Source organism: Psychrobacillus sp. L3, from assembly GCF_042945595.1.
Taxonomy (GTDB): domain Bacteria; phylum Bacillota; class Bacilli; order Bacillales_A; family Planococcaceae; genus Psychrobacillus.
Genome location: NZ_CP168493.1, coordinates 3,100,847 through 3,124,601 on the forward strand (window position 1 = coordinate 3,100,847; position 23,755 = coordinate 3,124,601).

The 23,755-nt window shown below is 32.7% G+C and carries 25 protein-coding genes, 2 pseudogenes and 1 other annotated feature (1 of these 28 only partly in view); of the genes and pseudogenes, 9 read left to right on the plus strand and 18 right to left on the minus strand.

Annotated elements, in window-relative coordinates:
• Positions 1-215, minus strand: a binding site (T-box leader) (it extends 17 nt beyond the left edge of the window).
• 377 nt (positions 216-592) lie between these two features.
• On the plus strand, positions 593-1,960 hold the full coding sequence (locus tag ACEPXD_RS15565) for an aspartate kinase (RefSeq protein WP_391117363.1): 1,368 nt from the start codon (positions 593-595) through the stop codon (positions 1,958-1,960).
• Positions 1,961-2,183: 223 nt separating this feature from the next.
• Here ACEPXD_RS15565 and ACEPXD_RS15570 read toward each other — a convergent pair whose 3' ends face one another.
• From ACEPXD_RS15570 to ACEPXD_RS15580, 3 genes and pseudogenes are all read right to left on the minus strand, one after another.
• Complete coding sequence (locus tag ACEPXD_RS15570) at positions 2,184-3,128, minus strand: GNAT family N-acetyltransferase (protein ID WP_391117365.1); 945 nt, start codon at positions 3,126-3,128, stop codon at positions 2,184-2,186.
• A 463-nt stretch (positions 3,129-3,591) separates the two neighbouring features.
• Positions 3,592-4,869: an MDR family MFS transporter gene (locus tag ACEPXD_RS15575; protein WP_391117367.1), complete on the minus strand. Its 1,278-nt coding sequence runs from the start codon at positions 4,867-4,869 to the stop codon at positions 3,592-3,594.
• Between the two features lie 273 nt (positions 4,870-5,142).
• Positions 5,143-5,574 (minus strand): annotated as a pseudogene (locus tag ACEPXD_RS15580) (solute carrier family 23 protein); the annotation flags it as partial.
• Between the two features lie 399 nt (positions 5,575-5,973).
• Here ACEPXD_RS15580 and ACEPXD_RS15585 point away from each other — a divergent pair.
• From ACEPXD_RS15585 to ACEPXD_RS15600, 4 genes are all read left to right on the plus strand, one after another.
• Positions 5,974-6,144 carry a hypothetical protein gene (locus tag ACEPXD_RS15585; protein ID WP_391117368.1) on the plus strand — a complete coding sequence of 57 codons (171 nt, stop codon included), beginning with the start codon at positions 5,974-5,976 and terminating at the stop codon, positions 6,142-6,144.
• 162 nt (positions 6,145-6,306) lie between these two features.
• Positions 6,307-6,990, plus strand: coding sequence for an HAD family hydrolase (locus tag ACEPXD_RS15590; protein ID WP_391117370.1), 684 nt, complete (start codon positions 6,307-6,309; stop codon positions 6,988-6,990).
• A gap of 51 nt (positions 6,991-7,041) precedes the next feature.
• Positions 7,042-7,674 carry a CPBP family intramembrane glutamic endopeptidase gene (locus ACEPXD_RS15595; RefSeq protein WP_391117372.1) on the plus strand — a complete coding sequence of 211 codons (633 nt, stop codon included), beginning with the start codon at positions 7,042-7,044 and terminating at the stop codon, positions 7,672-7,674.
• Positions 7,675-7,824: 150 nt separating this feature from the next.
• The gene (locus tag ACEPXD_RS15600; protein ID WP_391117374.1) at positions 7,825-8,394 is read left to right on the plus strand and encodes a hypothetical protein; all 570 of its coding nucleotides are present in this window, start codon (positions 7,825-7,827) and stop codon (positions 8,392-8,394) included.
• Between the two features lie 151 nt (positions 8,395-8,545).
• Here ACEPXD_RS15600 and ACEPXD_RS15605 read toward each other — a convergent pair whose 3' ends face one another.
• The 10 genes from ACEPXD_RS15605 to ACEPXD_RS15650 form a co-directional block, all read right to left on the minus strand.
• Entirely contained in the window at positions 8,546-9,145 is a 600-nt protein-coding gene (locus tag ACEPXD_RS15605) for a recombinase family protein (RefSeq protein WP_391117376.1), read from the minus strand.
• 217 nt (positions 9,146-9,362) lie between these two features.
• Positions 9,363-10,205: a nuclease-related domain-containing protein gene (locus tag ACEPXD_RS15610; protein ID WP_391117378.1), complete on the minus strand. Its 843-nt coding sequence runs from the start codon at positions 10,203-10,205 to the stop codon at positions 9,363-9,365.
• A 15-nt stretch (positions 10,206-10,220) separates the two neighbouring features.
• On the minus strand, positions 10,221-11,420 hold the full coding sequence (locus ACEPXD_RS15615; protein ID WP_391117380.1) for an HNH endonuclease: 1,200 nt from the start codon (positions 11,418-11,420) through the stop codon (positions 10,221-10,223).
• A 267-nt stretch (positions 11,421-11,687) separates the two neighbouring features.
• A complete protein-coding gene (locus tag ACEPXD_RS15620; protein WP_391117382.1) occupies positions 11,688-12,230 on the minus strand; it encodes a hypothetical protein in 543 nt (180 codons plus the stop codon).
• Positions 12,231-12,274: 44 nt separating this feature from the next.
• On the minus strand, positions 12,275-13,183 hold the full coding sequence (locus ACEPXD_RS15625; protein ID WP_391117384.1) for a nucleotidyltransferase: 909 nt from the start codon (positions 13,181-13,183) through the stop codon (positions 12,275-12,277).
• 549 nt (positions 13,184-13,732) lie between these two features.
• The gene (locus ACEPXD_RS15630; RefSeq protein WP_391117386.1) at positions 13,733-14,260 is read right to left on the minus strand and encodes a hypothetical protein; all 528 of its coding nucleotides are present in this window, start codon (positions 14,258-14,260) and stop codon (positions 13,733-13,735) included.
• A 212-nt stretch (positions 14,261-14,472) separates the two neighbouring features.
• Entirely contained in the window at positions 14,473-14,889 is a 417-nt protein-coding gene (locus tag ACEPXD_RS15635) for a hypothetical protein (protein ID WP_391117388.1), read from the minus strand.
• A 124-nt stretch (positions 14,890-15,013) separates the two neighbouring features.
• Complete coding sequence (locus ACEPXD_RS15640) at positions 15,014-15,241, minus strand: hypothetical protein (protein ID WP_391117390.1); 228 nt, start codon at positions 15,239-15,241, stop codon at positions 15,014-15,016.
• A gap of 152 nt (positions 15,242-15,393) precedes the next feature.
• Positions 15,394-15,657 carry a hypothetical protein gene (locus ACEPXD_RS15645; RefSeq protein ID WP_391117392.1) on the minus strand — a complete coding sequence of 88 codons (264 nt, stop codon included), beginning with the start codon at positions 15,655-15,657 and terminating at the stop codon, positions 15,394-15,396.
• 261 nt (positions 15,658-15,918) lie between these two features.
• Complete coding sequence (locus tag ACEPXD_RS15650) at positions 15,919-16,263, minus strand: winged helix-turn-helix transcriptional regulator (protein ID WP_391117394.1); 345 nt, start codon at positions 16,261-16,263, stop codon at positions 15,919-15,921.
• A 105-nt stretch (positions 16,264-16,368) separates the two neighbouring features.
• Between ACEPXD_RS15650 and ACEPXD_RS15655 the strand changes: the two genes are divergently transcribed.
• The 3 genes and pseudogenes from ACEPXD_RS15655 to ACEPXD_RS15665 all read left to right on the plus strand — a co-directional run.
• Complete coding sequence (locus tag ACEPXD_RS15655; RefSeq protein WP_391117396.1) at positions 16,369-17,226, plus strand: pirin family protein; 858 nt, start codon at positions 16,369-16,371, stop codon at positions 17,224-17,226.
• Positions 17,227-17,307: 81 nt separating this feature from the next.
• Positions 17,308-17,844, plus strand: a complete 537-nt coding sequence (locus ACEPXD_RS15660) for an NADPH-dependent FMN reductase (protein WP_391117398.1) — start codon at positions 17,308-17,310, stop codon at positions 17,842-17,844.
• A gap of 132 nt (positions 17,845-17,976) precedes the next feature.
• A pseudogene (locus ACEPXD_RS15665) lies at positions 17,977-18,181 on the plus strand (DoxX family protein); the annotation flags it as partial.
• A 579-nt stretch (positions 18,182-18,760) separates the two neighbouring features.
• On the opposite strand, the gene ACEPXD_RS15670 reads toward ACEPXD_RS15665, so the two are convergent.
• Positions 18,761-18,973, minus strand: coding sequence for a hypothetical protein (locus ACEPXD_RS15670; protein WP_391117400.1), 213 nt, complete (start codon positions 18,971-18,973; stop codon positions 18,761-18,763).
• 568 nt (positions 18,974-19,541) lie between these two features.
• On the opposite strand from ACEPXD_RS15670, the gene ACEPXD_RS15675 reads away from it, so the two are divergent.
• Positions 19,542-19,934: a hypothetical protein gene (locus ACEPXD_RS15675; protein WP_391117402.1), complete on the plus strand. Its 393-nt coding sequence runs from the start codon at positions 19,542-19,544 to the stop codon at positions 19,932-19,934.
• A 260-nt stretch (positions 19,935-20,194) separates the two neighbouring features.
• Here the strand turns inward: ACEPXD_RS15675 and ACEPXD_RS15680 are convergent, their stop codons facing one another.
• From ACEPXD_RS15680 to ACEPXD_RS15695, 4 genes are all read right to left on the minus strand, one after another.
• Positions 20,195-20,608 carry a VOC family protein gene (locus tag ACEPXD_RS15680; RefSeq protein WP_391117405.1) on the minus strand — a complete coding sequence of 138 codons (414 nt, stop codon included), beginning with the start codon at positions 20,606-20,608 and terminating at the stop codon, positions 20,195-20,197.
• 173 nt (positions 20,609-20,781) lie between these two features.
• On the minus strand, positions 20,782-21,243 hold the full coding sequence (locus tag ACEPXD_RS15685) for a VOC family protein (protein ID WP_391117406.1): 462 nt from the start codon (positions 21,241-21,243) through the stop codon (positions 20,782-20,784).
• 352 nt (positions 21,244-21,595) lie between these two features.
• A complete protein-coding gene (locus ACEPXD_RS15690; RefSeq protein ID WP_391117408.1) occupies positions 21,596-22,603 on the minus strand; it encodes a hypothetical protein in 1,008 nt (335 codons plus the stop codon).
• Positions 22,542-23,465, minus strand: a complete 924-nt coding sequence (locus tag ACEPXD_RS15695) for a hypothetical protein (protein WP_391117410.1) — start codon at positions 23,463-23,465, stop codon at positions 22,542-22,544. The genes ACEPXD_RS15690 and ACEPXD_RS15695 overlap by 62 nt, the downstream gene beginning before the upstream one ends.
• Positions 23,466-23,755: the final 290 nt, after the last annotated feature.

The following is a 23,755-nucleotide window of genomic DNA, read 5'->3' on the forward strand; positions in this document are numbered from 1 at the left end:
TGTAATAAACTCACGCGGTACCACCCAAATTCACTGCAAAAATATGCAGCCTCTTAGTTCACATGCTTAACGCGCACGAGACGAATGAACTTACTTGAAGGTTCGGTTCACCAATTCAAGAGTGCTACTCTACATTAGAAATCGCTGATTTTCACCATCCATCAGCTCTCTTCAGATTCCAAAAATATAAAGCTTGTCTCCATCAAAATTGTTTAAGTCGTATTGAATTAAACTCATCATACGCACACTCTTTTTAATTGTCAATATAGTTAAAAAATTTGAAAACGCTATCATTTTCTAACAAGGTAAAAAAAGCTTGATGTTACGCTATTTAAATCCAGAAAAAAATAACTCAAAAAGTTTTCAATTGCATTTAACGCACTATTCTTGATAAAATTTAAAATTTTTATCATATTACACCTAATTTACGAACTTTAATTCAATTTGATCGTAAATCGTTCATAATGATTATAAATAATAATGATTTTTTTATTAAATATATTGACGTTATGCAAGATAGTTTGTACACTGTATAAAATCATTTGTTTTTTCTAGAAGTACACACAAAAAATTTGATTAAGGATATGATGAAATGAAAGTGAGTAAATTTGGGGGAACTTCTGTCGCCAGTGCAGATCAAATAAAAAAAGTAGCTGCAATTGTTAAGTCAGATCAAACTAGAAAATTTGTCGTTGTGTCTGCACCTGGTAAACGTTTTGATTCGGACAAAAAAGTAACAGATTTGTTGATAGATTTAGCATCTGCGGCATTAAATCATGAAGAAGTGGAAATAAAGCTTCAATTTGTGTTAGATCGATACAAAGAAATTGCATTAGGACTTGATTTAGAACAAACAATATGTGACGTGATTGAGGAAGATTTACGTTTGCGTATTTCATCCGATTCGTCAGATGTCGAATATTTCGTTGATAATATCCAAGCAAGTGGCGAAGATAATAACGCCAAACTTATTTCTACATATTTTACTAGCATTGGACTAAGCGCTCAGTATGTTAGCCCAAAAACCGCAGGACTCCTTGTAAATGACTTTCCCGAGAGAGCACTTGCCTTACCAGAAGCGTATGAGAATTTAAGTGAGCTTAAAAATAGCAATGAAATCGTTGTGTTTCCAGGTTTTTTTGGATTTACAAAAGATGGTCTGCTACGCACCTTCGATCGGGGAGGTTCAGATATTACCGGTTCCATTTTAGCGGCTTCAGTTCATGCAGATCTGTATGAGAATTTTACGGATGTAGACTCGGTATTTTGCGCCAATCCTAGAGTGGTGAATGATCCTATAGAAATAGAAGAAATAACTTATCGAGAGATGCGAGAGCTTTCCTATGCTGGTTTTTCTGTTTTCCACGACGAAGCTTTAATGCCTGTTTATAAAGCCCGCATACCTGTATGTATTAAAAATACAAATAATCCTTCTGCCCCTGGCACAAAAATTGTTGCAGAAAGAAAAGGGAAACACCGTCCAATTACAGGAATATCCGCTGATAGCGGCTTCTCTATTTTATATGTGAGCAAATATTTGATGAACCGTGAAATTGGATTCGGAAGAAAGTTATTGCAAATTTTAGAAGAAGAACATATCTCCTATGAACATACTCCTTCTGGATTGGATGATATTTCCGTAATACTAAGAAGTCATCAACTAACAACTGAAAAAGAAATAAGAATTATGAAGCGCGTGAAGGAAGAACTTCATGCAGAAGAAGCACATTTTCGTCATGAGTTTTCGATGATTGTAATAGTAGGTGAGGGAATGAATAACAATACTGGCCTCGCTGCTCGTGCAGCAACAGCAATTTCAAGAACCGGCTCCAATATCGAAATGATCAATCAAGGATCTTCCGAAGTAAGCTTAGCTTTTGGTGTTCATAGAAGCAACGAAAATAAGATATTACAAGAGCTATATAACGAATTCTTTGCACCTGTTTCAATTGGACAATAAGATAAGTGCATCTTTTCTTTACTATTTACCGAGTGCTTTGGAAGAAACAGTTGCAACACCGATTACCTTTAGAATTATGTAGTTGGAAGTGTCTACGTCACTTCCAAATACACTTTTTTTATAATCTTATGGCAGTTACTTTTCCATCTCCCCTCTTGGAATATGTGGAGACATATTTACTAGTATTAAATGGCAGAGCTAGATCAATTTCAAGCATCTCTGTTTATAAAGCCTTCATATGATTCAAATTAGCAATTTTCACATAATGCACAAGTGTCATTTTATCGTTTATTTTCCATCTATCTTTTGTTCTAATATAACCCATTTTCTCATATAGATAACAGTTTCTTTCTTCCTCTAAAATGGTATCTAACTCCCATTTAACCGCCTCAGGATACATGCTTTCTAATCGAGCTATGACTTGTTGAGCAATACCTTTCCCTTGGTAGTCCTCTAATATGTTTATCATATGAAGTCGCATTACTCCGGAAGATTTCGCATATACATGTACACTTCCTACTAAGGAATTAGCATACATTATTTTATAAAAATCACCTGTATTTAAACGCTCCTTAAATCGCTCAAGTGTTTGAAACACTGGGCTAGTTTCATGATCTTCATACTTTTCATAAAGCGGTGTGAAAACTTTTTTCTGTAATTCAAACAAAGCTTCTGTATCTTGTTGTGCTGCTTTCTTTAATGAAATTCTTGACTGAATTAATTCAAATAAAGGTTCCAAAGTTTCATACTGAATAAATTCTCCGCTTTTGACTAGTTCTCTAATTTCATCCATTGTTGCCCATTTTGCATCTGCTACTTCTTCGTATTGTAGGCTCAAATCATTTATATCGACGTTTTGCTTCACAAGCCAATGGTCGTCAAAACCCCTAGAAAATTTTACGGTAAATAATATTTCCGCATTTTCCATTCCCAAATTCAGTCCAAGTTCTTCTTTTGTCTCTCGGATCGCAGCCATCTCACTTGTTTCACCCGTTATTGCAGCTCCTGCAGCTGCGCAGTCCCACATATTGGCCCATCCCTTTTTCCATGGTTGGCGTTGTTGGATTAAAAATTGCCCCTCTTCATTCATAATCCAAATATGGACAACTGGATGAAAATCTCCTTCTTGCATATCATCTCCTCGAATATGTGTCTTTCCTGTTTTCACTCGATTTTCATTGTATATGTCCCAAACTTCCATCTTTACACCTACATTTCTAATAGTTTGATTGAACTAGTATACCATGCATTTTTAAAGGAAAAAATATTGGTAAATAGAATTCTTTCATTATATAATTGACAAACTTCCATCACTATGAGATGATAGAGAATGTTAACAATTTTGGTATAACATAAATCTTAGAAACTTGGCATTCTGCTTTATGTGTTTTTGATAATACTTATTCACACTGGCGCGACTACAGGGTCGCAAGGACGTAAAAGAAGGTAGGGTTTACGTTGCTTAGGTTAGAAGGCAACCAGTGGAACAATTTACCGCGGCATTGAAAGAGGAACCTTTCATGGAAATTATTCCCCGAACTTGTTCGGGATGAAATTTAAAATTCAAAAGTTATGTTTTACCTATACAAAAATCAAGGGGTGTTCTCATTAGAGAGCACCCCTTGTCCAATTTATAAACGTATTTCGTTTTGTCTTTTATTGTATTCCTTAAATGTTATCAAATAAATGAACCCACTAAGTAGTGCTAAAATAGCCAAAATGACAAAAGTCCAACTAAAACCTATCCATGTTACAAGTGGAAACACAAGTGGAGCAATGGTTCGTCCGATGGTATAACGTAGACTCGCTGCAGCAAAGTATTGCCCTCGCATATCTTCTGGCGCTAATTTAGATACAAAGCTTTCTTGTAATCCAACTGTAGCTAACTCCCCAAATGTAAATATTGCCATCGCAAGGAGGAACACCCAGAAGTTTGCAGTCATCGGGAAAACGAACATCGCAACCATATATAAAAATGAGGAAAAGAAAAACACCCACTTTTCCGGATATTTCGACATCCATCTTGTTACAACAACAGTGAATAGGACAACTAATAATCCATTCTCTGATAATAACATACCAAAGGAACCTTCCCCGGTAACAGCCCATTCTCGGCCAAATAAATTCCCTAGCACTTGCTTATCAATTGCCTCTTTCATATAAACTGGTATTAACATATCTAATTGCATATATGTTTGACCGAGCAAAATGCCAGCAACAACAAATAGGAAAAATACTTTATCTTTTACTATTAATCCATATGTTTGCACTTGTTTGATTACTACTTGTATCCAATTACTTTCGTCATTTGCCATCTGTTCTTTCATTTCTTTTGGCAATGTTTCTTCTGTCCAAAAACGAAGGGCAAGCCCAACTATACAAAAGATAAATCCACTTACTAAAAGTAATAGAAAACGATATTGAAAGAATAGAACTGCTCCGACAAGAGGACCAACTACTACAGTAATATTCACAGATGTATAAAACATAGAAAAAACAGTACTTCTTTGATGCTCAGGTACTACATCCGCTACAATTGCTTGGCTCGCTGGGTGATAAAATGAACCAGCTACACCGACAAGAGCAAATGCTACGAAACTAATCGTTGGCGAGTTCAACCATGGGGAATTGGCAAATGCAAATAGGATAAACATAATACCCTGAGAAGTAGCAGAAAAGAATAACATCTTTCTTCTACCAAAACGATCCGCACAGTACCCTCCTATCAAATTTGCCGCAACTCCAAATACTTGTGATATTACAAGTAAAATTCCCGTCATACTCGTTCCAAATTCCGCAGCAAAATAAATCGCAAGAAATGGAAATACCATCCAAAAACTTAAATTACTAAAAAACTCTCCAAATAGCCTTACTTTTAAACTTCGATCCCAATCTTTAATTCTCATCATTTGTTCCTCACATCTTATAGATTATACAATCCTACCATAACGTTTCGGTTTTCGAAACAGAATAATTGAAAAATTTCACTATATTAGAAAGAAACTTTAACAAAAACTGGCTGTTCGAGACCAGTTTCAGCTTACACGAGACTAAATTATTTACAAGTGAGACCAATTTTATTGAAGTCGCAACCAATTCAACTAGAGCCGAGACCAGTTCTTATTATTAAGAGTTAACTCCATACCTATTTAATACACAAAAAACACGAAGGTAAATTAATCTTAGTGTTTGCTTGTTGTTAAATTTACTTTCTTATAAGGAAGCATATTAAATAATATATTCAAAATAATTGCCGTCATACTCCCTGCAACAATCCCATTACTTGTCAAAATTTGAATGCCAGATGGAAGAGATTCAAATAAGTTAGGTACTACAGATACTCCAAGTCCCATCCCAATAGAACAAGCTATTATTATCGCATTATCTTGGGAGTCCGTAGCCGTAATTACTTTGCTAAGCATCTTAATGCCTTGTGATACTACTATTCCAAACATAGCCAACATCGCTCCGCCAAGAACAGACACAGGGATAATGGTTGTTATTGCGGCAATTTTAGGTATGAACCCAAGTGCTATCAGCATACCACCTGTAATATAAATAACGTTTTTGGACTTAACACCCGACATTTGTAGGAGTCCAACGTTTTGAGAAAAAGTTACTACTACTACTTTTATTAAAATTCTTGATATATCAATGATTACACAACTTTAATAATCCCACATTTTTGATAGTCGCCTACATTTCACTATCATATTTCTTCCAATATAAACTAAATTCTTTTTTAAAACAAGTGTAGATACTAAAAGAACACCCTCTCAAATGAATAGAAAGAGAGCAAAAACAATAATTTCTTTTGAAGTTTTGTAACTCTTCTTTTGAATTCACAACATAATATAAAAGAGCAATACAAATTTATATTCCTGCTCTGTTTCTTATTTGTTTGCTTTGTCAAAGATTCCTGTACATATTCTAGTTGACTAAAAGGGCAGGTTGGGTGAAGAAGGATTTTTGTTCTATTTCATTGAATATAGTCTCATATGAGGAGGTAGAACATGAAAATTGGTTTTTTAGGAATTTCAATTATACTATTTGGTATTTCAATAATATTAGCATTTAGTTCAACAGGACTTGGCTATTCAAGTGGAACAAAGATAGGTATCGCTATTTCATTTTTGGGCTTATTGATATCAGTAGTAAATTGTTTTGTAAGAAAAGGTGAATAGTCTTCTTCAGCTACCATGGAAGAACGATAATTTCTTACATATTTTGTGGTGAAGCATAGCTTCATGGATGGCTCACGGGGAAGGTTAGTTAAAGAAGGAGTTTTAAAGAACTGGCAAATTAAACTAAAAATAAATTCATATCACTCATAAAGGAGAATTAAAATGAATCAAACAAAAAATGAAGTGAAAGTAATTTTCTTTGATGCTGGTGGTGTTCTTTTTGATACCTTTTTAAAAGGAGATGACAGAATAAGATATATATTGATGGAAAGGGGTTATCAAAAATCCAAAATTGATGTTGCTATTATGAAAGCAAAACATAATAAACTGTCTTTCATTACAAATTGGAATGAAGAAGAACAATACTATAAACGATATTATGGAACTATTGCAGAAGAACTTGGAGAAAGTGAACTAACTAGTGAATTATTTTTCTTTACTCATTTTGCAGGTCACTGTGAACTGTTTCCAGAAGTAAAAGGTTTGCTTGAGGAATTAAGTAAAGAGTACAAATTAGCTGTTATTTCAAATGCAATGCCAAGCATGGACTGGATTTTTGATAGGTTAGGAATTCGTAAATATTTTGATTCTATTATTCTTTCTGCCTTTGTTCATGAAGAAAAACCAGCAGAAGCAATTTATAATATCGCACTTAATCATGCAAAAGCGAGAAAAGAAGAAAGTATATTTATAGATGATAAAATGGAAAATATTGAAGGCGCTCACAGAGTTGGGATAAGAGGACTTCACTTAGATAGAAGTAGGGTGAATTTGTTAGAATTACTAATGGAACAAAAGCTTATCCAAAATCCTATTAAAAGTTTTAAGAATGAAATTACAGGATAACCTTATTGAACTAACGGAGCAGGTTAGTTCAATAAAACAAGGGGGATAAAGATGATTATTAGCAACAGAAAGAATAATACACTAAATAATTTGTTGTATACAGTTTTACTTCTGCTAACAGGCTATGGGGTGAGTTATTTTAATAGTAAGTTGTTTAACGGATTTGGCGCACTTGTTTGGTTGCTTATTTTTATTTTGCTAACGTTAAGTTTTAGTTCAGTTAGAAGTCTGATTGTCCCTTTAATAAATTTCAAGCCATTTAAAAGTCCTTTGACTTACCTATATATGTTAGTGGGAATTTTTATTCCCTACATAGTATTAAGGTTAAGCATTCATTACGAAATTTTAATGGACCGAAGTCTCATCGTTTATTACAAAAATGGTTTGCTTGAGGGTTTAAAACAATATCCTTTAATAAAGGCTGTCATCTTCGCTCCAATTTGGGAGGAACTTCTTTTTAGAGGGGTACTATTATTTGCTCTATTAAAAGTAGTGAAGCCAATATGGGCTGTAGTAATTACTTCAGTAATTTTTTCTCTGTTCCATCCTGCCTACTTATTCTTATCACTTATTGCAGGGGTTGTTCTTGCTTGTATTGCAATAAAAACTAAATCCGTCATACCTTCAATCGTCACTCATTCTATTTGGAACTTGTATACTGGAAAGCTGTTTCTATTTTTGTAATCAAACACAATTTTTCTTATTCAACTAACGGGTGCTTTACTTCAAGAAGGAGTAAATTCTTTTTCTTATTGAACTAACGGAGCAGTTTAGTTGAAGAAGGAATGATTGTACCTAAAGAGGACAAACTAAACCTAAATATAATTTAGGGTGATGGAATTGGATAAAAGTAAACCTCTTCTATTGGTTTTATTTAGTATACTAATTTGTGGGTTGTATTATGGAACAGTAAATGCAAAAATGAACGATACTCCTCCTTCCTTTGAGGAAAAAATTACTGAAGGCAAACAACTCACTCCTTTAGAAAGCCAGTTAATGTCTTTTATGAATGGTTTGATGGTAGGCGAACCAAAACAAGCCGTTGAATTGTGGATATTTGGCGTGAATAATCGAAGTGGTGCTGTTCAATATGCGATGTTGTCCCCTTCGCTTCGAAAACAATCAAGGAGTAAATTTGAGCAAACTCACTGGATAACAGGTCAGTCAAGCCCTTCGGTTAGTAACTTTCGTTTTACCAAAGTAGAAAAGCTTAGCGAATCCAAAATGCGGTATACCATTAAATATGATTTATGGGCATCATATGGAGATTTTGGTGGTGGGGAGAAGATTATAATCGTGGAAAAGAATTTAGAACCATTTAAAGAGAATTGGTTTATTTCATCAATAACAACGAAATTTAATCCATGGGAAGCATTTACCCCAGCCGAGACAGTTTTAAAATGAAAACATTGCAGTTAACAATCAAATAAAGGGCAAAGTTTGTGAATAAATGTACTTAAACTAACGGGTGCTTTAGTTGAACAAGACCATCAAATTATGATGGTCTTTTTTTGTCTCAATATCAATATTATTGTTTAAAAGAGTCTATTTGTTATTAGTTTTCTGTTTCGTGCTTTTTTAACTCTACATAAAAAGATGCTTTAGGTATTCCGTTCAATTTTAATATGTCGGTCACACTCATTTTGTTTTCCGCTCGATTGTTATATTGCTCAATTGCTTTCTGCATTACTTTTGGTGAAAATCCTGCTTTTCTTCCCATATGTTTACCCTGTTCTTTAGCACGTTCTCTTCCCTCTGTTGTTCTTTCTACAATTAAATCACGCTCAAATTGAGCAAATGAACCTAATATATTAAATAATAGAGTACCCAAACTATTAGACTTACCATTCGCTTCAAATGTCATGTTCTCTTTCAAAAACTGTACATTAACTCCACTCTCTTTAAGTTCCTCTATAATCTTGTTCAAGTCGATTATTGAACGTGCTAGTCGGTCAATCTTAGTAACAACTAACGTGTCGCCTTCTCTCAAATAATCTAAGCATTCTTTTAATGCCGTTCTTTGCATAGTACTCGTACCTGTTATCTTCTCATGAAATATTTTTGTTGCTCCTGCTTCTTCAAGTAGTACCTTTTGTGTTTCTAATCCGTTGTCTTGCCCTGCTGTCGATACCCTTGCATAACCTATGTTTGACATGTTATTCGCTCCTGTCTAAAAGTTAATTATGTTTTATACTTTTAATTATAGACTAACTTATAGACTAATAAAAGAGTAAATATCAGACCATTCCTATCAATAACTTTATAAGTCCAGAAGTTGAAACTTCTGTACTAGCGAAATTATTTTATAAAAAAAGAACTTCTATCTTTTTAGTTAGAAGTCCTAATATATCAAGGAGTGATTCTCTCTTTTTTTATTTAATTAGTTTTTGATGTTCATAACAATAAATATTACCCTTAAACCTTGTCTTGTTTGTTAAACAATATGCATTAACCTTTTCAGAAACTACCTTCCCACACGTTTTACAAGCTAATATATCTTCCTCATTCTTAACAATCTCTTTCCTATCCTTTTCATTCAATTTTTCAACATGCTTATCTCTTATTTGAGAATCAGATATGTTAGCATTCTTTAATTTATTATATAAATCTTGTAATTCTTCATTTGAATATAATGGTTCTGGATTCTGAAGTTTAAGTACATTAATCTTTCTTGTGATAAACTCAGATAATTCCGTATCGTAGACAATTAAATCATTTGATTGTAACTTTCTTAATTCCTCATTTACTTTAAATGTACATCTTTTAGTAAATGACACCATTGAAACAAATTGTGTATCTTCGATTATATCTAGAACCGTTTTAATCGCTTGTATATGACCATAATTCTGATTAAATGGATTCATCATCGGAAACTTTCCATTAACACTCCATTTAGCCCTGCTTCTATCACCATATATAGTACCAGCGTAATTTTTAGTCTCAATTACAAATATTGCATAAGGAGTAAAGATAACATGGTCAGTTTGTGAATATCCTGACTTTCCCTTGCTGTTGAGAATTAACACATCACTAAGGTATTTACTATTCTTAGGTAGTTGGTCAAGTTGTATATTTATCTTATATTCTCCAAGTTCACCAATTCTTGTAGAAGTAATATTTGACTTTTTCTCTTTGATATCACTTTTTTTAGCAACGGAGACTTCCTGTGGTGTTTCTCCTCTAGATACCTTTTTAAAAATTCTTGATAATATCATTGACTCCTCCTTCCTTTAATTACTTATTTCGGTTTCCATTTTACTTCGTAATGCTATAAAAATTCCCTTCAACTCATCAATAGTTAATACATTATCTTTACGTCTATGAATCATTCTGTGGCAATTTGCACACACAGGCATCAAATCTACTTCTGGATTAATTAAAACTTCTTCTTTAAGTGTACTTAATAGGTTTACATGATGAACTTCAATAAAATCCGCACCCCGTTCTCCATAGGATTTTTCAAAGTTGAAACCACATACAGCACAATCTAATCCATGATGTTTAATTGCTTTAGCCCTATTATTAGGGTTACGCTCATATCGTTTACCATGATAGGTTTTAGTAGCACCATCTTTATAGTATTCATCTTCTTCTGACATTTCAGAATCAATGTCATCACTTGAAACCTTTAAAATAGCATCTTTTAAAATTGATTGATATTCTTCGAACAAGACAACCAAAACATCTTTATTATCCTTTTGCCAATCACTGCTGTTTTGTCTACCTTGTTTGTAATGTACCATTGCAACATCTTCTATTTTTACTAAAGGGTTTTGTTGATGTAATAGTATAATACCTTCTTTTTTTGCTGTTGTTAATAATTTCATTGTTACTTCACTTTGGACTTCTATTCGATTTATTATTTCATTATTTTCAAGCAAATAAACTAGATATTTAGGCAAAGTATTTTCCATCTCTACTTTTACAGTTATAATGTAATATTTTCTTATTTCACCAATCTGATACTCTTGATTTTGTAGTCTTTTAATAAATAATTCATAATTGAATTCATTAAATTTACTCTTATTTTTATCTGGTTCGTGTATTCTAATGCTACTTGCTTCTATATGTTCTTCTAACTCATTCTCTATTTGAGCATTTGAAGTCTCAAACCCATATTCCTTCAATCTTTCTCTTGCAGTCTTTCTTTCATCTTCACTAAACAATGATATGTATTCTTCTTTAAGAATTAAAGCCTCTACCGTTAAAGCAAGCCCATCTAATCCACCTTTTAAATATAAGTTTGTAAACCCCTCAGATGGCTTGTTGCTATGTATTAATTTCTTTGCAACATGTATTCCTTTTTGGGTATTAATCATTTGTAGGAATATCAAAGCATTGTAACCAATCTTTTTCCCGTTTTTATATATGTTTATCATATCGTTGTGAAATAACTTCTCTAGTTCTAGTTGACTCTGAGAATTAACCATTTAACCACCTCTATATCTTTGTTTATATTCCTTTTTTCAAGGTTTTAATGAATTATTATATTGCACTTATTTTTTGCTAAAATATTAATTGGTAAAGATTTCAGCCCATTGTAATAAATCAAGTTTGTAATCAGCTTGTTTCGGTTCATTTCCTTTTCTATTTCTTTCAAGATACTTTAAATCACTTTTTTTTATTCATATATAAAATCACCACCTTTCATTTTTAAGTATCTACAAAGACAAAAAAAACACTTGTTTCAAAAGGGATTACTTTTTGATTTGTTTTTGTAATTTAAGTACACCGTAATTTACGTTTTGAGGTGGCTCATTATAATATTTCCCTTCTAACTCACCCTCATCTAATGTAAATTCTAATGTTGCCATTCCACTGTGCTCACCCATAGTTCCATCAGATTTCACCAGATTATTTTTGTTCAAATACACATACCTTAATACCGTTCTTGCACCATTATTAATATCTAAATTTGCGCTAATACTATAAGACTTTGATTGATTAAAAATTCCTGAAATAAAAATATGAGTCCACGTTTGTTTTATAACAATACATGCTGGCATCTCTGATTTAAATTCATGATATGAGGAGGAAAGTGTCCCTTCCCATGTACCATTAAGATTAGGAGTCTTTATTATACCTATTTTATAAAAGATACCCCATTTCCATAAGTATTTATCGAAGAGTAGAAATACTAATCCGAATATAGTAAAACCTATAACTGATATTTCGATATGACTAATAGTAAAAACATAATTAATAAAACTTGTTAAGGAAATTGAAATGATAACTAACATAAAATAAATTAATTTTCTATCATAATCAATACTATACTGATGCATCAGTTACCCCACTCATTCCATAATGTTATACATTCATTAATAAATTTTCTGGCATCAATTTCATTCCACTGTTCTTGAGCAACACCAAACAAAATGATGGTTTTATTTTGACAAATACATGATGATAAGTTGTTTCTATTGTCACCTAGCCATTTCAATAAATTGAATACAGTTTGACTAAAATCATTCCTAATAAATTTATCATTTGGAACATTGTATAAAAGGTTTTCAACAAAATAAGAAGGAGCAGTGTTTCTATCTAACTTCCCAGAAGTAACTAATCTGCTTTTTATATTCTTGAAAATTCTTATTGTTTTTTTATACATTTCTCCTGTTTGTTGATTTTTCTCAGCTCCATATGAATAATGGCGTTTTGGATAATTGATAACTTCCCTATTTTCCTCTGTAGTATAGAATTTCATGCCTTCTAAAAAAATTTGTGAATCTGTCGAGTACCCATAGTCAATGTATTTTCTGTACTGAATGCAAGGGACCACATCAGCCTCATAATTTCCCGTATTAATTTTGATTGATTTATTTCCTATTTCAATAAGGTTCGAACCAAAATAATTTATCAAAGTGTCTAGAACTTCTTTCTTATAGATTGCCCATGTATATTGACTTGAATTTGTTTGAGAAGCATATATTTCTTTCTTCTCGCTTGAAAGTTCAGATGAATCACCATAAAATACGTTATTTGTTTGTACAACAATATCTACATCGCTATTTCCATATATATTTGTACTGTTTCTATATGAACCTTGAAGATATATTGATACAGAATTTTTATTCGTAATGAGGGATTTTTCTCCTCGCAAAATCCCTTCAATTTTTTCTCGTAGTGCCTTTGGTGTAGCAGTTGCCCCTTCATTAGACCATGTACTTAGTTGTGAATTAGGAATTGTCACGTTAGCCCTCTTTTCAAAATGATTTAACTTTTAAGTTTTCAATTTAGACAGAACTAGCCTTCGCTATTATTCTACTATTTATCTACAATAATAAAAAGGTTGTAACAGAATTTTTTGAATTCAATAAAATTGCCAACATAAAATTAAAAAGTTTTATCTTCGGGTTTCATAGTTAAGCTGAAGGGGGCTTTTGTTAAATTACGAGGAGCATTTAATATTTTCAAGCTCATTTTTTGTCAATGAAATTGTGATTTCATTGGCTCTTTAGCTCAAAATGGAGCAGTCGCATTATTATACTTCAAACGAATTAAATAATATGGTGCGTCATTAAAAAAACGAAACAACCTAAATGATTATTTCGCTCTAAAATTTATATATTAAAAAGCTATGTTAAAGGTAAAGGTTGATTTAAAAATGTGCATAAAAAATGAGCTTGGAAAAGTATCTCCATGCTCATTTTATTTTGAGGTCTTTTTTTACTAAAGCACCCGTTAGTTTAAGTGTATAATTTCACAATCTCTTCATAAGATATAGATTTGTCAATTTCACTCATTTTGTTGGTTTCTCCGCTACAACATTAAAATTCGTTGTTAATGTTGACTCTTCATATGAGAAGGTAATTTTATAGTCTATTATTTCATTTGTTTCTATTTTACGAATTGATGTTGTTACCGTACCATCCCCGACATAAGTTAGCCGACTATTATCAGCAAATTCGTAAGTTTTTACACCATCTACTTCATTTTCTGCAAAACCCATTTTTTGAATCGTATCTCCGTAAATAAAAGCAAGATTGCAACTATTATTATCTATATTATCGTAAAAAGAAATAACCGCCTTTAACATTGGTAATTTATCATCTTTCACTAATACATAATCAGTTATTTCATATTTACCATAATCTTTATTCTCCTTAAATGTTGCTATTGCGTCATCTTTGGAATAATTCTTATTAACTGATGTTTGTTGATTTTTATTTAATGAAGAATTTGGATATTCCGATACACTCTGAGTAGTATTAGAACATCCTATTAGGGTTAACGTCAAAAATATCCCCAAAGTTAATCTTAGTTTCATACATTTTTCCTCCCTACTTAAAAAATATTAATAAATTAACCAACATTTTTTTATATATTTTACCACAAATAACCATTAGACTTATTGAATTAAAATGCCCTAATAGTAAAAAAGGCTTTACTCCTACTTGAAGTAAAGCACCCGTTAGTTGAATAAGAAAATGTATATTACTGTTGTTGCTGTAATTACCACGAAAATTAACACAAAATGAACTAACCCTCACTTAATTTGCTCACAACATTTTGTATCTTACTGTCTATTTCACTATTTAGGTTTTTTTCATACACATAAAAAAGAATCACATTTTTTACTTCATACACTTTATATGAAATCAAATTGGCAAGTTCCGTTTTTTTACGAAAATCCTCCAAACCATTCTCTCGTTCTTTAGTTGAATCATAGATATAAACCGATAACATCTTACCATCCAATTCATAAACAGAAGGTCTGACTCCGTTAAGTTTCATTACAAAAATGTTTTTATCGTTAACTTTACTGTCTATAAGTGACATTTCTTGTTCCTCAAATGAAGATAGCGTTTCTTCCAATGTAATCGTATTGGAATCTGTTACTTGGCAACCAATCAACAAGAAAACCATTAATAAAAATATCAAAGCTACTTTATTCAATAAATCGCCCCCTTAAATTAATTAACATAAAAACAATGTTTCAAGTCAGTACTTGTTATACTAAACTGCCCCGTTAGTAAAAAAGGCTCTACTCCTTATTGAAGTAAAGCACCCGTTAGTTTAATTACCTTTCCTTCTTGAAAGACACAATAATAAATACAATTCCAACAAGGAAAAATAGCCCTGTAAAAAGGTTATCGGATAATGGCATTGTTTGTGGAATAGTATCCCACGTTCCAGTATTTATTTGTGCTGACCAATAAATATATGCAGTTAAGCGTTCAATCGTAAAAATTAGTCCACTAGTTAAAAAGAATAACGACCCTAAAATTAGACTTGTTTTTTTATCCAAAAGATTACCTCCTATGTTTAATAAAGTGCTTTGATTCGATTAAAAAAATACCTACTCCTTATTCAACTAAACAGCGTCGTAAGTAAAAAATGCTTTACTCCTTCTTGAAGTAAAGCACCCGTTAGTTGAAAATGATTCAATTAAGATGATATTTATACGAAAGTGAAACCAATTATAAAAATTATTACCGTCACACTAAAGAATGACCAATCAACAATTCGTCTTTCTTTTACTGTAAGAAGTTTGGATTCCATAAATCTTAAACTATTTATGATAAAAATAAGTCCAAACATTGTAAGTCCACGTCCCGTGATATCATCTATGATTAAAATGTACCTTACACAAGCAATTATTATTAATAAAGTGCCTATATGTCCAATGGCAATATAAAGGTAAAGGTTCTTTTCCCTATCCATCAACTTTCACTTCCTCTCAATTGCAAATCCTTCTTGAAGTAAAGCACTCCGTTAGTTGAAGAAGGATAAATATCATTTTCATTTTTTAGACCTCTAGATTACTATTTCTCTTGTCATAATTAACTCTTTTGACTTCCCTTAAATATACTATCAAAATTTCGTCCATCCCCCATCCAATGAATGAATTACGTTCTTCCATGGTAGTTGAAGAACAAAATTAGAAAATGTATTTATGACTTCATTATCACAAGGAAGGAAATGTTAATCCGTTGTATTTTCAATTTCCGATTTTCTATTTTTATGTTCCATACTCCATTCGTGCATTGAATCTAAAGTCGGCTTCAATGTCATTCCATACTCAGTTATAGAATATTCCACTTTAGGTGGGACTTCACGATATACCTTTCGACTTATGATCCCCTCCTCCTCTAGTTCTCGTAATTGATTTGTTAGCATTTTGGGGGTAATGCCGACAAGTGCTTTTTTTAATTCTCCATATCTCATTGTGCCTTCCCACATTAGATACAATAAGATGGTGGGCTTCCATTTCCCAATCAAGATGGAAAGAGCATCGTGTACTTTACAATTTTCAGGTATTATTTTCATCTTTACCTCCAATAGTATCTTTTTGTATACTATATTACTTCAAAGTGCATACTTACATTATTGATTATAAGGGTTTATGATGAATATGAAAAGGGGGCAAATAATATGAATACCGACAATATTAAACGTCGTGAAATAAAAAAAGTATGGACAGTAACCGAACAAAAAAATAGCAATATTCATACCGCAAGTCCTATCCTTGAACCTGGCAACTGGGTAGATTATGACCCATTCTTTTTACTAATGGAAGATAAATTTCAAAAAGGAGCATTTAGTGAACATCCTCATCGTGGTATGGAGACCATAACATTTATCCTTGACGGAAAACTTACTCATTATGACAATGCTACGGGGGAGGGTGGAATCCTAGAAAAAGGGGACTTCCAATTTATGACTGCTGGCAGAGGAGTGATTCATAATGAATCACCACTTGACGGTGAAACAGCTCATATTCTTCAGCTTTGGGTTAATCTACCTCGTAAATATAAAATGGTAAAACCCCGTTATCAAAATATGTACGCAAAAGATATGCCTGTTAGACAAGAGAACGGTGCCTTAATTCGAGTATATTCAGGTTCTTCTGGAGATACTGTATCGAACACCCTGAATTACGCACCTGTCACGTTTGTAGAAATGGTGTTGGAAGAAGGAGCATCCATTAGTCAAGACCTTCCTGGCACCTATAATGGCTATATTTATGTATTAGAAGGAAGCGGAACATTTGGTGAAAATAAAGTTGAGGGGAAAAAAGGGCAAGCAATGTGGCTAGGCTCCGCAAATGATGGGGAAATGAGCAGTATTAACATTTCTGCAAACGAAAAATTACGACTTGTTCTTTTTGCAGGTGAACCTCTCAGAGAACCTGTTGTAGCAAAGGGACCTTTCGTAATGAATTCAGAAGAAGAAATACAACAGGCTTATCAGGATTATCGGGATGGTAAATTCGTAACTCCAGTAGATTAAAGATTTATGGAAATAGTTGAATGAATTTGATTAACTCTTCAACGAACAAATAAAATAAAGATAATTAAAGGAGCAAATAAAATGTTGAAAATTGGGATTGTTTTAGGTAGTACACGTGAAGGACGGGTTAGTCCACAAGTAGGGAAATGGGTAAAAGAACTAGCAGACAAACGCGGAGACGCTTCATATGAAATCATTGACATCGCAGACTTCAAATTACCACTATTAGGAGAACCAGGTGGCGATGCATCAGGCGCAGCAGCTTGGTCAGCGAGCATTAATGGTTGTGACGGATTTGTATTCATTGTTCAGGAATACAACCACTCGATCACAGGTGCATTAAAAAATGCTTTAGATTACTTACGTGAAGAGTGGAATAACAAAGCTGCTGGTATCGTATCATACGGTTCAGTTGGTGGTGCACGTGCTGCAGAGCATTTACGCGGTATTTTAAGTGAATTACTTGTAGCACATGTCCGTGTACATCCTGCGTTATCACTATTTACTGACTTCGAAAACGGTACAGTATTCAAACCAGCTGAAGTGCAAGCAGCTTCTGTAAACCAAATGTTAGACCAAGTTATCCCTTGGACAACTGCATTGAAAACAATTCGCTAATAAAATTGAAGGCAATATGTGCAAATCAAGTGCACATATTGTTTTTTTAAATAAGAAAGTATAAGTTTTTTTATCAGTGTCTAGGCATTCGCGCCAGCCGCTCGAGGTCGCTTCGATCCCTCAGGCGAAAGTGGTGGAGCTATGTTTGCGTTAGGGTTACTTACCCCACTTGCAGGCATTGTGATTGCTGGAACAATGGTAGGAGGGATTTTAAAAGTTCACGGACCAAATGGTTACTGGATTACAAAGGATGGATATGAATACTGTATTAGTTGTAGCAATTGGTGTAGCTCTTACGGGAGCAGGACAATATTCACTCGATGCTATTTTATTTTAAATTATTCCCATTTTTAACGGAAAATGTTTTAAATTCAAGGAATTATACGCTCAGAAGCTATTGCTGAACGTTTGTTGTGAAACCATCATTAAGCATTTCTATATTGGTTAAAACGTCTTTATATGGGACAGGCAGCGACATTCTTTATTCAACTAAACTGCTGCTTTAGTTTAAGTGTAACATTTCACAAAGCATATCTGAGATCAACTTAATGTTTTGGACATAAAAATAGACCATCCAAATGATGGTCATATTTTGCTAAAGCACCCGTTACTTGAAGAAGCACCTTCTCTCATTATGGTCGTAATGTGCATCTTAGTATAGTTTTCTTCATACGCTTACTTGAGGTGAATAAAATGGAATTACTTTCTGAAAAGGATGCATTGAACTGGATACTTTACGTTCTTTACTTTGGATTTCCTATTCTAATAGCAATAAATTTAGGTATATTAATAACTTTAATCCAATTAAAGAGAAGAAATAAAAGATAAAATATAACCCTAGAGGAACAGAGTAATTGTTCTTTCTCTTATTGAAGTAAAGCACCCATTAGTGAAAAAATTGCGATAAAATAAAATGTTAATTTACCGATTTATTACTTACTGCTTTATTTCCAAATTTCCTAATAAAGAAAAAAGTAAAAGCAATAATTGCACCCACAATTATTCCAATTACACTTAAGTTTATTCCCGTACCAGTTGTAATACCATCTGTACGAAAAGAACCATTAGCAAATATAGATACGATAACAATAATAAAACCAAACCATTCAAAACCCTTATTTTTCACCATTTCAAATCTCCCCCTTACATACAAATTATAACATCATTCAAATTTTTCAAATAGTTATACTTGTTAATCCCTTGTTCAACTAAACTACCCCGTTAGTTTAATAAGAAAAAGAGTTCCCTATGGTAACCCTACGATATTTTACTAAAGCACTCCGTTACTTTAAGTGTAATCCTTCACAAAGATTGGGTAGCCTTTATTTTTAAACCAGATTTGACCGATTTTTCTTTGTCCTCTAGCCCCACGGTTTAAATATGGAAATCACGAATATCAATGCTAGATAAATGAACTGGATAATAACTCCAATTAAAAATTGAATACTGTTTATAAGAAACACAGGATCATGCAGTGCACTCATCCCTTTTTCCGTTGTTATGGTGACCGCCTTTAATGTCCAAAAATACATTCCAATTAGACACCATTCTAACTCACAACTTTAGGATGAACCCTACCATGACGTTAGCTTTGCCTAACTCTTACAAGTTTAGTGAGACTAACGGCAAGCTATTTTGCATTTTCTAATTGGTGTATAATAGTGTAAAGAAATTTTATACTAACGGAGGGTAATGAAATGAAGATTTTGTTTGATGAAACATACACTTCAAATGACGGAAAGTATACAAGCAGGAATATTTGGTATGGATATGCTGATATATCTGTTGATGGTCAGCATGGAAAAACCATTAAGCTTAATGAAGATTTTATGGTTCAATTATGCGAATTAATAAAAAATGACTTATCTAAGAATGCAGCAAATGTGCCTACTCAAACTAACTGGTATTTCTATGGAAGTGCCGTAACTAAGGACGCTATTGGAGACAATATCCGTCCGACAATTATGGTTCGTGAGAAGTCTGACGAGTTTACAACTAATTTTAATATCAGTGACCACGATTTTGCTGTAAATATTGATGCTATTCTGTTGTTTAGGGCGGATTTTGAAAAACGTTTAGCAAGTCATTGATGAATAATATCAGTATAAGCATATTCAAACTATTTGAGGGGATGATTTCATAATGAATTCATTCTCCTTTTTCATGTGGTGGGAGTCTTTTTGTGTGGAGGAAAAGGACATTTAATAATACAGATTGTGAATAATAGCACTTAAATTAACCTGCACCGTTAGTTGAACAACGTTATAGTTTATTTAAAGTTCACGTTAATTCCCCATATTGTTTCTTTGAATTGCTTCTACCAATTAAGAAAATTCAAGTTAATTTTTCTTTAGTTATTCAAATAGCTACAAAGTTCAATTAAAGTTCCATCAGTTGATGCGGGATTAACATAAATGAGCCTTCTTCCACGCGTGTTAGTACGTAGTGTGTCCTCTAGAAAACGAACTCCTTTTTTACTAGCCTCGAGTATTGCTTTGTCCAAATCGTCAACTCGATATGCAATATGATGCACCCCTTTTCCTCGTTGCTTTATAAACCGAGCCATTGGAGAGTTCTTGTTGGTTGGTTCCAGTAATTCAATTACTTTATCATTGGTTCTGACAACAGCAACGTGTACTTCAACACCAGGTGTATCACTTGTATAACGGTCCTCTAATAATCCGTTTAATACATTAAGATAAAAGGGAAGAGCATCATCAATACTTCTAACAGCAATTCCAACATGATCTAAAACATATTCCAATTTAGTTCCTCCGTTCAATATTATTATCCTTCACCCTCAAAAAAATCATTTTGTTCCACTATCCTGCTGCTTTAGATTAATAAGAAAAAGAGCCACCTATGTAGCTCAATGATCTATAATTTTATCCTTGTTAAATGAAGTATTAAGAAAAATATATTATGCCTTCTATCATTTTAATCTATTTTCGCTATTTTCTCCCAATCTTCAAAGGACAACTTTTCTGTAATATGTTTTAAATTATTTGGAACTTCAACATAACACATCAATTCTAAACTGTTTCCATCTGGGTCATTAAAATAAACTGAGGCATTCCCTTGATGTGGTCGAATAAATGGTTCAATAGATTTTCTACCCCCAAATGGCACACCCTCAACTTTGATAGAATCTAACCATTTTAAAGACTCTTTTAAATCTTCATATGAAACTTGAAAAGCAATGTGTCGTAAAGAAGGGTGGTATGGAGTTTGATACTCATTCCCTTCCCACAAACCCAACCAGCTTTTACCTTCTTCAATCCAAAAGAAAGCAGTGTCTTCATCACGCCAAGCCATTTTCAAACCCAATTTCTTATAAAATTCCAATGAAATGTCTAAATTTTTCACTGGCAAATGTGCTTCATATAAGCCTTTTATCAAATATAACACCTCTTTTTGAATGATTACATTAATAGTATCAATTTTTTAAATATTCCACCTCATCCGAAGGTCTAATGTGTTATTTAATTATGCTCTTTATTAGATTCCTTCTTCAACTAACCTGCTGCGTTAGTTGAAGTGAACACTTTCACAATCTTATATTTATTTTAACATAAATATCCAGTTATATATATATAGGGTAGTTGTCATAATTCCATTTTACGAAAAATCAACCTTACCTTTAACATAGCCTATTAAAATGTCAGTACTCAATGTTTAAGAAACCTCTATTAATTTCAATCTTCCTATTTATTTTACAACAAAATTGATTTTTTAAAGCAAAATAAAGTACTTATTGTATTTTACGGATAATCTTCGGAAAGCTACGTAGAGACATTTCTTCTTCAGTAATGTTCATTTCTTCCTTCAGCTTTTTATTGAGGGGAATATTTTCTAACCCATAAGTATCTAACACTTCTTTTAATGCTATCTTCAAAACATCTTCTTTTTTCAATTTCGTATTTCTACCATTAAACTTCACAGCTTCGATAATATCTTTCTTAGTAGTCCATCCACGCTCATTTACTTGCTTTAAAATTACTCGATGAAGTTCCATTACGTTTTCATCATGTGAATCAGAAATAACCTTCCCTTTATCTTGAGGGAAACATCTTTCTGCCTCTTCCTTACCAAAACTTCTGTATATCCCTTCAAATGTGACTGTTTTTATTGAAAGACCACTATCTAACCAGGCTGCCGCAAAATCTTCCATATCACTTAACTGCTCCATATTTAAAATTGGAAACTCATATACTGAACTGCGATAAGCATAGTTATTTTCTTTCTTTTTCTGTTCTAGCTTCTTTAAGAGTCCTTCTTCAATTTCACTATTATCCAACTTTTTCATAAACCCTAAAATCGTAAATAAGTTTATCTTACGTCCCATGCTAGATTTACCGATACACAATTCCTTTGCAAATGTTTCAACTTTATGGAATGCGATGTTACGAATAGCTTTTTCATCATTTATATTATTGCTAACATATGACAAAAGCTGTACTAATGCACCTAAACTTTTACCTCGTGTTAATAGTTTATACAAGTTCGGATATTCATCTATTAACATATCAGATGCAAGATAATCAATATACTGAAAGTATCGTTGTTTGTGCTCTTCAATCGCTTCTGCATTAACATTTGTAATTTCATATACACTGCAAAGGAATGTTAAGGCTTCTTCTCTTGTTGATTGTTGAATTTGCGCAGTTACGTTAATAATAGAACCTAAAAATGGAGAACTACTTGAGAAGCACTTGTATAACCAATGCCCAGTACCACTTGATACTATATATAGATGCACTTGGATTTAGCTCATCATGGAAGATATCATTAAATGATTTATAATTGTAAATACCTAAGTACTCTGGCAGACTCATTTGCTTTAAAAAGTCTTCAAATTTTGATTGCTTCAACGTTCTAGGCTCAATACTTACTAACTCTTTCATACCTTGTACATCTTTGTTTTTGATTAGTTCAATATTAGAAGTACTAAGTATTTTAGGTTTAGATTTTCGAGTATTTTTCTTTTTGGGCGAAGCAGGGGGTTTGGGGTGGGATATAGAGAGATTATTCTTTTTGTCCCACTTAAGGGATTCAGTAATACAAAACTTACTATTTAATCTATTTGTCTCTTTAATCCAATACACTTCTCGACCACCATAAAATATTCTGCTTCCATCTTTGCAAGCCTTATCTACTTGCGGATATTTTGCAAAAAGATACCTAATAACACTTTTAAATTCTGTATACTTCGTTATGACTGAATCAAGAAAAAATACAACTCTAAACTTATGTAAGGCTTCTGAATGACTAAAAGATGTATATAAAAAAGCAGCGTTTGAACGAATAAACTCATCGTTCAATGCTGCTTTTAATGTAAATCCATCATCAAAATCTAGTGCTATTACTTGTTGAGAGTGCCAATTATTAATTGAACGCCTAAGTACACCATTTTTTTCAGTTAATGTACCTGCCATAAACGCCCTACCCCTACCAACTTCATCTGCCAATTGTTTAATAGTCACTGTTGTTAAACCATAAGCAATACGATAGTTAATACCTTTCGCATCATCATTGCTTGGTTTTTGACTAAAATATTTTCTATCAAACATAACCTTTACTGTAAAATCTTCTGTTGCTTGTACCTCATTTGTTTTTTGCATATTTATTTCTCCTTTAGATTTAACTAACGGGAATACAAAATAAAAGCTAAGGAATTACTATATTCCAAAACCTTAATCATTCGTTATTAATTTCACCGTTGTATCCTCTAAAGGCATTAGCTGTTTAATAATTATTGATTTAACACAAGTTTTTAATTCTTTTTCTCAAACCCATTTGTTTTAGACACATTTTAGACACAACTTTTCCGTATTTAATCATTTTAGGATTTATTCAACTTTTATGTACAATTCAAATAACTCCACTTTTAAATAGTTACTGTTTATCGTTG

Bases quoted from the DNA above. Each gene is read 5' to 3' on its own strand.
- ACEPXD_RS15565 (WP_391117363.1), top strand. From the start codon at position 593: ATGAAAGTGAGTAAATTTGGGGGAACTTCTGTCGCCAGTGCAGATCAA.
- ACEPXD_RS15575 (WP_391117367.1), bottom strand. From the start codon at position 4,869: ATGATGAGAATTAAAGATTGGGATCGAAGTTTAAAAGTAAGGCTATTT.
- ACEPXD_RS15585 (WP_391117368.1), top strand. From the start codon at position 5,974: ATGAAAATTGGTTTTTTAGGAATTTCAATTATACTATTTGGTATTTCA.
- ACEPXD_RS15590 (WP_391117370.1), top strand. From the start codon at position 6,307: ATGAATCAAACAAAAAATGAAGTGAAAGTAATTTTCTTTGATGCTGGT.
- ACEPXD_RS15595 (WP_391117372.1), top strand. From the start codon at position 7,042: ATGATTATTAGCAACAGAAAGAATAATACACTAAATAATTTGTTGTAT.
- ACEPXD_RS15600 (WP_391117374.1), top strand. From the start codon at position 7,825: ATGGAATTGGATAAAAGTAAACCTCTTCTATTGGTTTTATTTAGTATA.
- ACEPXD_RS15605 (WP_391117376.1), bottom strand. From the start codon at position 9,145: ATGTCAAACATAGGTTATGCAAGGGTATCGACAGCAGGGCAAGACAAC.
- ACEPXD_RS15610 (WP_391117378.1), bottom strand. From the start codon at position 10,205: ATGATATTATCAAGAATTTTTAAAAAGGTATCTAGAGGAGAAACACCA.
- ACEPXD_RS15615 (WP_391117380.1), bottom strand. From the start codon at position 11,420: ATGGTTAATTCTCAGAGTCAACTAGAACTAGAGAAGTTATTTCACAAC.
- ACEPXD_RS15620 (WP_391117382.1), bottom strand. From the start codon at position 12,230: ATGTTAGTTATCATTTCAATTTCCTTAACAAGTTTTATTAATTATGTT.
- ACEPXD_RS15630 (WP_391117386.1), bottom strand. From the start codon at position 14,260: ATGAAACTAAGATTAACTTTGGGGATATTTTTGACGTTAACCCTAATA.
- ACEPXD_RS15645 (WP_391117392.1), bottom strand. From the start codon at position 15,657: ATGGATAGGGAAAAGAACCTTTACCTTTATATTGCCATTGGACATATA.
- ACEPXD_RS15650 (WP_391117394.1), bottom strand. From the start codon at position 16,263: ATGAAAATAATACCTGAAAATTGTAAAGTACACGATGCTCTTTCCATC.
- ACEPXD_RS15655 (WP_391117396.1), top strand. From the start codon at position 16,369: ATGAATACCGACAATATTAAACGTCGTGAAATAAAAAAAGTATGGACA.
- ACEPXD_RS15660 (WP_391117398.1), top strand. From the start codon at position 17,308: ATGTTGAAAATTGGGATTGTTTTAGGTAGTACACGTGAAGGACGGGTT.
- ACEPXD_RS15670 (WP_391117400.1), bottom strand. From the start codon at position 18,973: ATGGTGAAAAATAAGGGTTTTGAATGGTTTGGTTTTATTATTGTTATC.
- ACEPXD_RS15675 (WP_391117402.1), top strand. From the start codon at position 19,542: ATGAAGATTTTGTTTGATGAAACATACACTTCAAATGACGGAAAGTAT.
- ACEPXD_RS15695 (WP_391117410.1), bottom strand. From the start codon at position 23,465: ATGCAAAAAACAAATGAGGTACAAGCAACAGAAGATTTTACAGTAAAG.